This window comes from Aeromonas bestiarum (assembly GCF_000819745.1).
Taxonomy (GTDB): Bacteria; Pseudomonadota; Gammaproteobacteria; order Enterobacterales; family Aeromonadaceae; genus Aeromonas; species Aeromonas bestiarum.
This window is the reverse complement of record NZ_CDDA01000022.1, coordinates 68,217-80,999: the sequence shown is the minus strand read 5'-3', so window position 1 is coordinate 80,999 and position 12,783 is coordinate 68,217. Positions and strand designations below refer to the sequence as shown.

General features: G+C 60.8%; 6 protein-coding genes, 12 tRNA genes and 1 riboswitch. Of the genes, 14 read left to right on the top strand and 4 right to left on the bottom strand.

The window, feature by feature from the left end; translation table 11 throughout:
• Nucleotides 1–42 precede the first annotated feature (42 nt).
• The 7 genes from BN1118_RS11990 to BN1118_RS11960 all read left to right on the top strand — a co-directional run bounded on the left by BN1118_RS11990 (nt 43) and on the right by BN1118_RS11960 (nt 766).
• Nucleotides 43–118 (top strand) — tRNA-Gly (locus BN1118_RS11990).
• A 36-nt stretch (nt 119–154) separates the two neighbouring features.
• Nucleotides 155–230, top strand: a tRNA-Gly gene (locus BN1118_RS11985).
• A gap of 35 nt (nt 231–265) precedes the next feature.
• A tRNA-Gly gene (locus BN1118_RS11980) sits at nt 266–341 on the top strand.
• 36 nt (nt 342–377) lie between these two features.
• A tRNA-Gly gene (locus tag BN1118_RS11975) sits at nt 378–453 on the top strand.
• A 35-nt stretch (nt 454–488) separates the two neighbouring features.
• Nucleotides 489–564 (top strand) — tRNA-Gly (locus tag BN1118_RS11970).
• A 25-nt stretch (nt 565–589) separates the two neighbouring features.
• Nucleotides 590–665: transfer RNA gene (locus BN1118_RS11965), tRNA-Gly, on the top strand.
• Between the two features lie 25 nt (nt 666–690).
• Nucleotides 691–766 (top strand) — tRNA-Gly (locus BN1118_RS11960).
• 283 nt (nt 767–1,049) lie between these two features.
• Here the strand turns inward: BN1118_RS11960 and BN1118_RS11955 are convergent.
• The 3 genes from BN1118_RS11955 to BN1118_RS11945 all read right to left on the bottom strand — a co-directional run bounded on the left by BN1118_RS11955 (nt 1,050) and on the right by BN1118_RS11945 (nt 4,389).
• On the bottom strand, nt 1,050–1,259 hold the full coding sequence (locus tag BN1118_RS11955; protein WP_005327092.1) for a cold-shock protein: 210 nt from the start codon (nt 1,257–1,259) through the stop codon (nt 1,050–1,052).
• Between the two features lie 271 nt (nt 1,260–1,530).
• A complete protein-coding gene (locus BN1118_RS11950) occupies nt 1,531–2,187 on the bottom strand; it encodes a LysM-like peptidoglycan-binding domain-containing protein (RefSeq protein ID WP_043556257.1) in 657 nt (218 codons plus the stop codon).
• Between the two features lie 99 nt (nt 2,188–2,286).
• A complete protein-coding gene (locus tag BN1118_RS11945) occupies nt 2,287–4,389 on the bottom strand; it encodes a methyl-accepting chemotaxis protein (RefSeq protein ID WP_043556256.1) in 2,103 nt (700 codons plus the stop codon).
• Between the two features lie 274 nt (nt 4,390–4,663).
• Here BN1118_RS11945 and gltX point away from each other — a divergent pair, with 274 nt between their 5' ends.
• The 6 genes from gltX (at nt 4,664) to BN1118_RS11915 (ending at nt 6,907) form a co-directional block, all read left to right on the top strand.
• Entirely contained in the window at nt 4,664–6,079 is a 1,416-nt protein-coding gene (gene gltX / locus BN1118_RS11940; RefSeq protein WP_043138083.1) for a glutamate--tRNA ligase, read from the top strand.
• Between the two features lie 237 nt (nt 6,080–6,316).
• Nucleotides 6,317–6,392, top strand: a tRNA-Ala gene (locus BN1118_RS11935).
• A gap of 28 nt (nt 6,393–6,420) precedes the next feature.
• Nucleotides 6,421–6,496, top strand: a tRNA-Ala gene (locus BN1118_RS11930).
• A 64-nt stretch (nt 6,497–6,560) separates the two neighbouring features.
• Nucleotides 6,561–6,636 (top strand) — tRNA-Ala (locus BN1118_RS11925).
• A gap of 72 nt (nt 6,637–6,708) precedes the next feature.
• Nucleotides 6,709–6,784 (top strand) — tRNA-Ala (locus BN1118_RS11920).
• A gap of 47 nt (nt 6,785–6,831) precedes the next feature.
• Nucleotides 6,832–6,907: transfer RNA gene (locus tag BN1118_RS11915), tRNA-Ala, on the top strand.
• 139 nt (nt 6,908–7,046) lie between these two features.
• Here the strand turns inward: BN1118_RS11915 and BN1118_RS11910 are convergent.
• Nucleotides 7,047–9,188 (bottom strand): ExeM/NucH family extracellular endonuclease, encoded by a 2,142-nt coding sequence (locus BN1118_RS11910; RefSeq protein ID WP_043556255.1) that lies wholly within the window; start codon nt 9,186–9,188, stop codon nt 7,047–7,049.
• Nucleotides 9,189–9,483: 295 nt separating this feature from the next.
• Nucleotides 9,484–9,569, top strand: a riboswitch (cyclic di-GMP riboswitch).
• A gap of 116 nt (nt 9,570–9,685) precedes the next feature.
• On the opposite strand from BN1118_RS11910, the gene BN1118_RS11905 reads away from it, so the two are divergent.
• Nucleotides 9,686–12,724, top strand: a complete 3,039-nt coding sequence (locus BN1118_RS11905) for a glycosyl hydrolase family 18 protein (protein ID WP_052449192.1) — start codon at nt 9,686–9,688, stop codon at nt 12,722–12,724.
• Nucleotides 12,725–12,783 lie beyond the last annotated feature (59 nt).

Sequence of the window (12,783 nt, the reverse complement as noted above, 5' to 3'; positions counted from 1 at the left end):
CAAATGCTGCACGATTTGTTTTGATGCCATTTTATGGTGTGTGCGGGAATAGCTCAGTTGGTAGAGCACGACCTTGCCAAGGTCGGGGTCGCGAGTTCGAGTCTCGTTTCCCGCTCCAAATTGTGATGATGAAACTGGTTCAATCCAGCCCGATGCGGGAATAGCTCAGTTGGTAGAGCACGACCTTGCCAAGGTCGGGGTCGCGAGTTCGAGTCTCGTTTCCCGCTCCAATCATCCTCACAGACCACAAAATGACAACGCTGTTGCGGGAATAGCTCAGTTGGTAGAGCACGACCTTGCCAAGGTCGGGGTCGCGAGTTCGAGTCTCGTTTCCCGCTCCAAAATGTGATGATGAAACTGGTTCAATCCAGCCCGATGCGGGAATAGCTCAGTTGGTAGAGCACGACCTTGCCAAGGTCGGGGTCGCGAGTTCGAGTCTCGTTTCCCGCTCCAATCATCTTCACCAGCGCAAAACGACCATTTATGTTGCGGGAATAGCTCAGTTGGTAGAGCACGACCTTGCCAAGGTCGGGGTCGCGAGTTCGAGTCTCGTTTCCCGCTCCAAACATTTGCAATGTGACATCCTGTTGCGGGAATAGCTCAGTTGGTAGAGCACGACCTTGCCAAGGTCGGGGTCGCGAGTTCGAGTCTCGTTTCCCGCTCCAACACATTTGCAAGTGACATCCTGTTGCGGGAATAGCTCAGTTGGTAGAGCACGACCTTGCCAAGGTCGGGGTCGCGAGTTCGAGTCTCGTTTCCCGCTCCAATTTCTCTTCGTAGTCCTAGTCGTTCATTCTTTTTCTTATCCCCTTTCGAATAGATCCCGTATCGCGCCGCGATGCTTTGCCATATCCGCTTGTCAGCATCTGTGCCGGTTTCCCGTCATTGCCCTCGGTCCATGGACTATGGCGGCGGCAGCTGAGCGTAGGCGGCTTGGGAGAGGGGAGGGGAAGGTCAGGGCGGCGAAGGGCTCGCCTGATACGGGGCAGGGAATGACAGACAAAAAAATAGGAGGAGCAAGTCTCCTCCTACAGGCTCACTGGCGTGGCTTAGAGCAGGGTAACGTTCTCAGCCTGAGGGCCTTTTTTGCCCTGGGTCACAGTGAACTGGACTTTTTGACCTTCAGCCAGGGTTTTGAAGCCTGTGCTCTGGATGGAGGAGAAGTGAACGAAAACGTCCGGTCCCTGGGATTGCTCGATAAAGCCAAAACCCTTGGTCTCATTGAACCATTTTACTTGGCCGGTGCGAATGTCAGACATGTGGTAAGTCCTATCTATAACAAAATGAAACTAAGCCTTGTTGGGCAGCATTTGCCTAGAAATCAGGGGTTGCAGCATGACTGACCACGTCAATTTGTCCCAGTAGCATGTAGAACAATCCCTGTCTAAAGCACAAACGATTGTACGTGAGCGCGATCCCTTGTCAATTTGGCGCTTTTCATTTTTTGAGCAAGCTAAAAATATTGTGAAGTCAGCGGCTTATTTCATGGCGTCAGGTCAAAAAAACGGGAGGCCATGGCCTCCCGTTTCATTACTCCTTGAGGGCGAACCCTTCGCCCTGTCGGTCATAGCGATAGATGGCCTGACCGTAGGAGCGGATCTCGACCCGCTGGATGCGGCGGTTGTCATCGATCAGTATGAACACCGACTTGCCCGATTGCAGCCGGGTCAGCGGGCGATCAGGCCCTTCGATGGCGATCAGTCGGCTGAGCTCGGCCCCCGGCAGCTCGAACTTGCGCCAGATGGAGTAGAGGGTCTCGCCGGCCTGCACGTCGTGCTGCAGCCAGGTACCGTCCACTTTCTCTTCGACCGGCTTGGCTGCAGTCGAGCTGCCATTGCCGGCCGTCAGGGCCTGGGCGGGCACGGCGAGGGGGACCTCGAGCGAGCCGGACGGGGCGACTTTCGGGGCGGCAGGCGCGGGTTCCCAGGCCAGCAACAGCAGCCAGATGGGCACCAGAACCAGCAGGCCTATGGTGTGTTTGCGGGGCAGCGGGCTGGTCAGCTTGAATTTGCCTGCTTTGGCCTCCTGGCCGCGCTGGCCAAGGCCACGCATCCCCTGGCCTATGCGCTGGCGCAGGGGCAGGGTAGCGGCATTGATACGATGGAGCAGGGATCCTTGTGATTCGTCTTGTCGACGCTGCTGGGCTCGTCTGTTATGGCCACGTGGGCGACGGTCCGGGGTGGGCACGGCATTTACCTCTCACTACATTGCCTGCCATCAGGCAAATTCCTTGCCTATGGTAAACGGACTCGCCCCCGAGGGGGAGAGTCCTGATACGGAAAATTATCAGCTGAGACGAAATTGTCCCAGTAATTGCTGTAAACGCTCGGCCGCCTGACGCAATGCCTGGCTGGCTTTGGCCGTTTCGGTCGCATCCTGAGCGATGTCGTTGGCCAGTGCGTTGGTTTTTGACAGGTTGCCGGACACCGTCTCGGAAACCGAGCTCTGCTCCTCGGCGGCGGAGGCTATCTGGTAGGTCATGTCGTTGATGGTGGAGATGGCCTTGTAGATGCTGCCCAGCGCCTCTTCCGCCAGATCCGCCTCGCCCACCGCCTGGTGGGTCAGCTGCTGGCTCTGCTGGATGGCGTTGACCGCATTGGTCGAGCTGTGACGGATCTTTTCGATCAGCTCCTGGGTATTCTGCACCGCCTGCTGGGTGTTGCCCGCCAGCTTGCGCACCTCGTCGGCCACCACCGCAAAGCCGCGGCCCTGCTCACCGGCCCGGGCCGCCTCGATGGCGGCGTTGAGCGCCAGCAGGTTGGTCTGATCGGCAATCCCCTGAATGACGGTGAGAATGCTAGTGATCTGCTCGCTGTCGTGGGCCAGCCCCTCGACCACTTCGGCCCCCTTGCCGGCCTCGGCCGCCACCTTGTGCATCGACTGGATCACTTGCTGGAAACGTACCTTGCCCTGATCCGCCGCCCCCTGGGCCTGCTTGGCCGAGTCGGCTGTGTTGTTGGCGTGGGTGGCCACCTCCTGGCTGACGTAGGACATCTCCTGCACCGCGGTCAGCATCTGCTCCATCTCCGCCTGGTGATGCTGCAGGTTTGTGTCGGTCTGGCCAGCGATGCGGTCGGTATCGCCGGCGTGGCGATTCACCTCGCTGGCGGTTTTCAGCACATCCCCCAGCAGCACCTGCAGCTTGTCGATGAAGCGGTTGATGCCCTTGGCGAGATCCCCCAGCTCGTCGACTGAGCGGGTGGTGAGGCGTTTGGTGAGATCTCCCTCGCCATCGGCGATGTCATCCACCAGGCTGACCATCTGGCGGATGGGGCCCGTGATGCTGCGGGCTATCACCAGCATGGTGGCCAGCGCCAGCACCAGCACTATGAGGGCGCCCACCAGTTGCTGGGTCATGGCGGCCCGGTTCATGTCGCTCAGCTGGCTCTCCAGCTGGTCGGCACCCGCCAGCACCACCTTGTAGGGCAGGGTGACTATGATGGCCCAGTTGCGGCTCATGCCCGGCACAGCGATGGGCACAGAGATACGGAACGACTCGTCCAGCTCCTGGCGTTGCACTTCCGGTTTCAGATACTGCTGCCACTGGTTGCCGAGCAGCTTGTCGGCCCGGCTGCCCAGCAGGCTGGCATCGCCGCTGGTGCCCGTGATGACGCCGGCGGCGCTGACGATCAGGGTCTCGCCCTTGCCGTCATAGATGTTGCTGTTGAGGGACTGGGCCTGCCGGCTGATGGAGTCCACCGCCAGATCCAGCGCGGCGACGCCCTTGAACTGACCCGCCACCATGATGGGGGTGGTGATGGTGCTCACCAGCACCTGCTGGCCGTTGATGTCCACCTTGAAGGGATCGATGAGACAGGAGCGTCCCTCCCGTTTCGGGCAGGCGTAGTAGTCGTTGGCCGGATTGCCAAATTCGTCGGCATCGCTCTTCTCGATGGAGAGCAGCAGGTCTGTGCCTATCTGATCCTTGTCACGGTAGAAGTAGGGGACGAAGCGGCCCTGGCTGTCACTGCCCAGTGCCGTCTGACCGGCGAAGGCGGCGTCCTGGCCGTCGAAGCCGTTCGGCTCGAAGCCGGCGAAGGCGCCATACAGTTGCGGTTCCAGGTTGAGCTGTGCCTTGAGCAGATCCGTGGCCTGCTGGCGATCCAGCGGCAGCTTGCCCTCCTGTTGCAGGGCGAGGGCACTGGCCATCTGCTGGGTATAGGAGAGTCCCTTTTGCAGCAACTGTGTGATGGTGGCGGCCTCGGCGCGCGCGTTGGCACTGACCTTCTGCCAGGCCTCCTGCTGCAGGGCGGCACGGCTGGAACTGATGGTCAGCTGTTGGGTCTGTTGACCGGAATACTGGTTGAGCAGGATCAATATGACCAGGGCTGTGGTCATGGCGATCCCGGCCATCACCAGAATACGATTCTGGATAGAACGGAACTGCATCGTCTCTTCCTTGTTTCGTGAGAAGTAGTGTGAGAGTTATTTGAATATCGGCCGGAGGAGGCAGCTCTCCAACACTTCCCATAGCAAATCGGAAATGGCGCTTCTGTTTTGCGATCCCCCTCAAATATCAGGTGCCAAGCGGTCGCCCGGCCAATTTAACCCCCTACTTTAGCGCGCCGCCGCCTCATGGTTTTCCCATCCGGGATTCTGAGTGCTAAAATGCGACGGTTTTTTCTAACGAATTGGCCCAAGGCCCTCTACACAAGGCTTAAAGATGAAAGTCAAAACCCGTTTTGCTCCCAGCCCGACCGGCTTTTTGCATGTCGGCGGTGCCCGTACCGCACTCTATTCCTGGTTGTTTGCAAAGAGCCAGGGCGGTGAGTTCGTGCTGCGTATTGAGGATACCGACCTGGAACGTTCCACTCAGGAGGCGATCGACGCCATCATTGAGGGCATGGAATGGCTGGAGCTGAACTGGGATGAGGGCCCCTACTACCAGACCAAGCGTTTCGATCGCTACAACGGCATCATCGACGAGATGCTGGCCGACGGCCGCGCCTACAAGTGCTACTGCTCCCGTGAGCGCCTGGACGCGCTGCGCGAAGGCCAGATGGCCAGCGGCGAGAAGCCCCGCTATGACGGCAAGTGCCGTGATGCGGCCCACGATCACCCGGCCGATGCGCCGCACGTCATTCGCTTCCGCAACCCGACCGAAGGTTCCGTCGTATTCGATGACCACGTCCGTGGCCGTATCGAGTTTGCCAACACAGAGCTGGACGATCTCATCATCCGCCGTACCGATGGCGCCCCCACCTACAACTTCTGCGTGGTGGTCGATGACTGGGACATGGAGATCACCCACGTGGTGCGTGGCGAAGACCACATCAACAACACCCCGCGCCAGATCAACATCTACAAGGCCTTGAACGCGCCTGTGCCTGAGTTTGCCCACGTCTCCATGATCCTGGGCGACGACGGTGCCAAGCTGTCCAAGCGCCACGGCGCCGTCTCCGTGATGCAGTATCGTGACGATGGCTACCTGCCGGAAGCCCTGCTGAACTATCTGGTGCGTCTGGGCTGGTCCCACGGCGATCAGGAGATCTTCACCCTGGACGAGATGATCAAGCTGTTCAGCCTGGATGCCATCTCCAAGTCCGCCTCCGCCTTCAACACCGACAAGCTGCTGTGGCTGAACAACCACTACATGCGCAGCCTGGATCCGGCCTATGTGGCCAAGCACCTGGCCTGGCACATGGCGAACCAGCAGATCGACACCAGCAAGGGCCCGGCCCTGGCCGAGGTCGTCACCCTGCTGGCCGAACGCTGCAATACCCTGGTGGAGATGGCCGCCCAGAGCCGCTATCTGTTCGAAGAGTACGAGGCCATCGACGAAGCGGCCGCCAAGAAGCACCTGCGCGGTGTGGCTGCCGAGCCGCTGACCCTGGCCAGGGCCAAGCTGGCGGCGCTGGAAACCTGGACCACAGAGGCGCTGCACGAGCTGATCGAAGCGACCGCCGCCGAGCTGGGTCAGGGCATGGGCAAGGTCGGCATGCCGCTGCGCGTCGCTGTGACCGGTCTGGGGCAGTCCCCCGGCATCGACGCCGTGATGGCGCTGGTGGGCAAGGAGCGGGTACTCGCCCGCATCGATCGCGCCCTGGCGTATATCGAAGCGCGTATGGCTGCTGAATAAGTGCCTGTGATGGCATGCAAAAGGGCTCCCGCGAGGGGGCCCTTTGTTTTTGTTGGTTGACCAGATTTGTGACATAAAACAGCGAGATAGCGGCAAGGTTGCCGGTAAAAACAGCTAACTGATTGAATTTTGACTAAACGCGCCAATCGGCGTTATTTTTGGGTTGACAGCAAAGCGGGTGATGCCTATCATGCGCCTCCGTTGCCGGAGATAACTTTGGTAACGCCGAGGTGAGTTGGGGTTATAGCTCAGCTGGGAGAGCGCTTGCATGGCATGCAAGAGGTCCGCGGTTCGATCCCGCGTAGCTCCACCAAATTCTCCTCGAACAATCTGGAATCCAAGGGGTTATAGCTCAGCTGGGAGAGCGCTTGCATGGCATGCAAGAGGTCCGCGGTTCGATCCCGCGTAGCTCCACCAGGTTCCTGATTGAAGATGAAGTACCCAGGGCAGTGCGGTGTGTATCACCCAGGCCGACCTTTGTGGGGTTATAGCTCAGCTGGGAGAGCGCTTGCATGGCATGCAAGAGGTCCGCGGTTCGATCCCGCGTAGCTCCACCACTATTTGATATTTGAATACCAGAGTTAGGGCAACCGGCCGCCAGAACCGGTTGTCTAATGAAGAAAGAATTTGGGGTTATAGCTCAGCTGGGAGAGCGCTTGCATGGCATGCAAGAGGTCCGCGGTTCGATCCCGCGTAGCTCCACCACTATTTGCGACAGATGGCCGCCAGAACATTTGTCGAGTACGAAATTTGGGGTTATAGCTCAGCTGGGAGAGCGCTTGCATGGCATGCAAGAGGTCCGCGGTTCGATCCCGCGTAGCTCCACCAAATTCTTGTTACAAGAAGCCGAAAGGCCACCGTTATCGCGGTGGCCTTTTTGTTTTGGCTCATTCTTGCGTCCAGCCCGTTTCTTGCCCGTAAAAAAGCCCGCATCGCAGCGGGCTTTTGGCGTTATGGCAAGGCTGCATCAGCGGCGGCGACGCCAGGCCAGCGGCAGCAGGGCCAGCAGCAGGGCGCCCATGGCTCCACCACCGCCGTTGCTCTCTTCCTTCAGCTTGAGGTCGACGATGATGGGATCATGGTCGGAGGCGCTGAACGGGTTGCCGGACTTGATCATGTCGCCGCTGAAGTCACGGCCGTACTCGAACAGGTTGCTCTCGAACGAGTTGATGTGCCAGTCGGCGACCGCCACTACCTTGCTGGCCAGCGCCGGGTTGGCGAGGGCATAGTCCAGGGTGCCGAGTTCGGCCTCGTAGCTGTAGGAGATGGCCTTCTCCTTGTTGAACTTGACGTTCATGTCCACCAGGCCGTAGCTCTTGCTCACCTCGCTGCCGGTCTGCTCAAAGACCTGAGCGCCGAGGAAGGTCTGGGAGGCGGAGACTATCTTGCGCTGACCCTCGGTCGGCACATAGTCGGTCAGCACCCGGATCGCATCTTCCCGGGCGTAGGAGTTGAAATCCCCCACCAGCAGCACCTGGCCGGGCAGTTTGCTCACCGCCTCGCCCAGCACCTTGGCGGCACTGACCCGGAACTCGGTGCACTTGCCCTGCAGATCGGCCGGCTCCTTGCCGTCCAGGTTCTCCAGGCAGCCGGATCCCTTGGATTTCAGGTGGTTGACCACCAGGGTCAGCGGCTCCTTGCTGCCCTCGATGGTGAAGCTCTGCACCAGAGAGTCACGCTGGGAGGCCTGTTTCTCGACCCCTTTCGCATCCAGGTATTTCTGCACCGGCAGCGTGATGACGCCGGCATCCCCCTGCGGTGCCAGCTTGGCGGGTCGGTAGATCATGGCCACCATGATGGCGTCACCGCCGAAGAAGCGATCGTTGCCAAGCAGAGCCTTGGGCAGGGTCACGAAGGCGTACTGCTTGCTGGCATCCTTCTGCTGGGCGTTGAGGCTTTGCACCAGATCACTGATGGCGGAGTGGCTGTCGAAGCCGTTGTTCTCCATCTCCATCAGGCCGAGCAGGTCGGCATCCATCTCCGTGATGGCGTTGACTATCTTGGTGCGCTGCAGCTGGAAGTCCTCCAGGTTCTTGGCACCGCGGTTGCAGCCCTTGGCGCTGTCCGCATCGGCCTGATCCTTGCACAGCACATTGAGTGCTCCGCCCACGCTGGAGTGGCTGGTGAAGTAGTTGAGCACGTTGAAGCTGCCGATGCGCAGGTCGGTGCCATCGGCACGGGCCGGGGCGCTCTGGCGATCGTTGTCGCTGGTGCGCAGCAGATCGCCGGCGGTGATCTCCTGATCCTGCGGCACTATTAACCGGTATTCGTTGTAGCTGTAACCCACCAGCGCATCCAGGTTGACCGGGGCGTCGCCGATGCGCAGGTAACCCTGCTCCGGCTCCCAGCCCGGCAGCCAGGGCAGCTTGCCGTCGGCGGCCTTGACGTCGGATTCGAGGAACACCCGGTTGTTGGCGTTGGCCTTGGCCAGTGCCTTGGCGGCCTTGCTGTCTGCATCGTGCAACTGGGTCGGCTTCATCAGCGGCGCCTGGTGGGAGAGCACCAGGTTGTTGCGCCGGGCGGCGTAGTCATAGCTGAAGTTGCGGCTTATCTTGAGCGCGCTGTCGGCATCGAGCCGTACCCGCATCCCTTCGTGACGCTCCAGCGCCCGGGCCAGGGTCTCGTTTTCCAGTACCCGCAGCGGCACGGCGGCAGGGGCCGTCCCCTGGGCGAGGACTCGCAGGCGCGGGGTGCCGCTGTCAGCGACCGGCTTGAGCTGGGTGTGGTTGTAGTACTCCTCGACCTTGGCCTCCAGGCAGACTTCGGCACCCGGCTTGATGTCCGGGTACTTGCTGGCGAAGTTCTTGTCGTTGAGGTAGACGAAGATGCCGTCCGAGGTCTGGGGGTTGCCATCGCCCTGCACGTCCTGCAGGTAGAATCCCTTGTTGAGGCTCTCGCCGAGGCCAGAGACCACCGCCTTGACCATGACGCTCTGGGGGCTCTCGAACTTGTCGCTGGGAATGAGCGGACTCTTGTCGCCGCTGCCCTGAATGACGGGGATGGGGGTGAGGGCACTGTCGGCCGGGCAGCTGAAGCCGGCGGCATGGACGGACGGGGACGCGAGCGCAAGCCCCACGGCCAGCGAAAGCAGGGTACGTGTTCCTTTCATAACGGTTCCTTTTTTATTTTTGCCAGTGTTTCCATAGCCTTGGCTCATCGGCCAAGGGCGCGCATTGTCACATTTCCGGCATGTCATACCAGTGAGCCAACGCACATTACGGGGATGCAAATGAGGGCAATCTCGGTTTTTTTGACTTGGCTAACAGTATGAAATTAATGACAAAATCATTAATTCAACCAAAGCGGGAAACTGTGATCTGGCTGGCATCCACATATTTTTCTTCGAGAATGAAGATTGAGACTCGGCTGCTTGATTCCTATACTCGGCTTGTTCCTCACGGAACCCAGGTAAAGGGCAAACCGGCCGAGAGGCCGGGACGCAATGCCTCCGGTCTCAAGATCAGTCGATCCAGATAGCGGGGCTTCCCGGGGTGATGGTGGTGTCTGTGGCAGGTCCATTGCCAGTTGTCTGCCCTCCATCACGCAGGTTGCGATTGTTCTTTGTCCTGGTGACCAATGCCAAGATAAAACAAGGAAGATAACAATATGCAACAGACCTTTAGGCCCAGCAGGCTTGCCATGCTGGTGGCCCTGGCTGCCATGCCCGCCTGGGCACAAGCCGCGTCTTATCCCGCCTATCAGGCCGGCACCGCCTACAAGGCTGGCGATGTCGTCAGCAACGCAGGCTCCCTCTACGAATGCAAAGAATTTCCCTACTCCGGCTGGTGCGGGGCCTCGCCCTATCACTACGCCCCCGGGGTGGGAGTGGTCTGGGCCGATGCCTGGAAGCTCTATGGCGGCGAGGTGCCACCACCGGCGCTCGGACTGGCAATCAGTTCGCCCGCCGTTGGTAGCGCTTTCAACGAGGGCGCATCGGTGGCGCTCGCTGTGACCCTGAGCGGCGACAGCAACGCCCTGGTCAAGGTGGAGTATCTGGTCGATGGCAAGCAGGTCGCCTTGAGCAGTGCATCCCCCTGGTCGGCCAGCTGGGTTGCTACCGGTGTCGGCCCCCATCAACTCAAATCTCGTGGGCTGGACAAGGATGGCAAGCTGCTGAGCGAGGCGGATGCCAGTTTCAGCGTCAACGCCGTGGTGGCGCCTGAGGCGCCCAGGGTGAGCATCAGCAGCCCGGCCAGCGGCGCCAAGGTGACCCTGGGTCGCAGCGTGGCGGTCAGTGGCAATGTCACCGATGCCAACAACGACGTGGCCAGGGTCGAGCTCTACGTGGATGGCAAGAAGGTGGGTGAAGACACAAGCGCCCCCTGGCAGGTGAGCTGGACGCCCCAGAGCAAGGGCGCTGCCGGCCTCAAGCTGGTGGCGACCGACAAGGAGAACCTCACCGGCGAGTCGGCCCAGGTCGACGTGCAGGTGGAAGAGGCGGCCCTGCCGCCCACAGGTGGCAACCTCTCCTGCGACATCCGCCAGATCTATCGCCCGGACGGTTACGAGTGCATGGGGGATGACCATGCTCGCCGGGTCATCGGCTACTTCACCTCCTGGCGTACCGGCAAGAACGGTCTGCCCTCCTACCTGGTGAGCGACATCCCCTGGGACAAGATCACCCACATCAACTACGCCTTCGCGGCTGTGGATGAGCAGAGCCACCTGATCAAGGTGGACGACGCCGCCACCAAGATGACCTGGAACGGGGTGCCGGGCGCCGAAATGGACCCGGAATTCGCCTATCAGGGCCACTTCAACCTGCTGTCGAAGTACAAGAAGCAATATCCGGACGTGAAGACCCTGATCTCGGTGGGAGGCTGGGCCGATACCCGTGGCTTCTACACCGCCACCACCAAGGGTGACTGCTCGGTCAATACCGCCGGCATCAGCGCCTTTGCCGACTCGGCGGTGAGCTTCATTCGCCAGTACGGCTTCGATGGGGTGGACGTGGACTACGAGTACCCCACCTCCATGAAGGATGCGGGCAACCCCAACGACTTCCCGCTCTCCAACCAGTGCCGGGCCAAGCTGTTCGCCAACTACGAGGTGCTGATGAAGACCCTGCGGGCGCGGCTCGACAATGCCGGCACCGAGGACGGTCGCAAGTACATGCTGACCATAGCCTCGCCGGCGTCGGCCTACCTGCTGCGCGGGATGGAGAACTTTCAGGTCACCCAGTACCTCGACTATGTCAACCTGATGACCTATGACTTCCACGGTGCCTGGAACCACTTCGTCGGCCACAACGCCGCCCTGTTCGACAACAATGCCGATCCCGAGCTCTCCCACTGGGGCGTCTATAGCCAGGCCCAGTTCGGCGGCATCGGTTATCTGAACGCGGCCTGGTCTGCCCACTACTTCCGTGGCGCCCTGGCGGCCGGCAAGATCAACGTGGGTGTGCCCTACTACACCCGCGGCTGGCAGGGGGTGAGCGGCGGCAGCAACGGGCTGGGCGGCAAGGCGGCCCTGCCGAGCCAGAACGAGTGTCAGCCCGGCACGGGTGGCAGCACGATTCCGTGCGGCAACGGGGCGGTCGGCATCGACAACATCTGGCACGATCTGGACAAGAACGGCAAGGAGATAGGCGGTGGCGCCGTGCCCATGTGGCATGCCAAGAACCTGGAGAACGCGGCCAGCCTCGGCATCACGATTCTGCCGAGCTACGGCACGGCCTGGGGTCTGGATCCCAACAATCAGGCCCACGTGATGCAGGGCAAGTACGTGCGTTACTACGATGACAAGGCGCAGGCGCCCTGGCTGTGGAACGCAGAGAAGAAGGTGTTCCTCTCCACCGAAGATGAGGAGTCCATGGGTCACAAGCTGGACTACATCATCAAGCGGGGTCTGGGCGGCGTCATGTTCTGGGAGATGGCGGGCGACTACGCCTTCGATCCGGCCAAGAACGAGTACGGCATGGGCAGCACTCTGACTACCCTTGCTTACGAGAAGTTCGCCAAGGCAGCCAAGTACAACACCAGGCAGAACGATCTGGCGGCACCGAGCGCCCAGCTCGACATCGCCGTGAGCCTCTCCGGCTTCAAGGAAGGGGACTCCAACTACCCGATCAACCCGAAACTCAAGCTGGTCAACAAGTCGACCCAGACCATCCCGGGCGGCGCCAGGATCGAGTTCCTGATGCCCACTTCCACCTCTGACACCATCACGGATCAGAGCGGTATGGGGCTCAAGGTGGTGGAGAGCGGTGGCAACGACAACTCCGAAGGCATCGCCAACGAGAAGGACTTCCACAAGGTCGCCATGACGCTGCCGAGCTGGCAGACCCTGGCACCGGGCGCCGAGGTTGAAGTCGCCATGACCTACTACCTGCCGGCCGCCGGCGTGCCGAGCGGCATGCGCATCATCATCAGCGGCAGCCAGACCATAGGGCTCAAGGCCGAGTTCCCGACCCTGCCGGAGGCCGTACTGGGCTCGGGTGGCGGCGAGAATCCGGGCGGCGCCACCTGCAGCAGCCAGAACGTCAACCCGGCGGCCTACAAGGCCTATCCGAGCTGGCCGCAAGGGGATCACGCCAATGGCGGCGATCGCATGACCAACAACAAGGTGGTATGGCAGGCGAACTGGTGGACCAGCAGCGAACCCAAGGCCACCGATGGCAGCTGGAAGCAGGTATGTAGTTACTGATAACCCCTGCATGGAGTCTGGGCTGCCGACGCCATTCGTGGCAAGGCAGCACCAGCAAG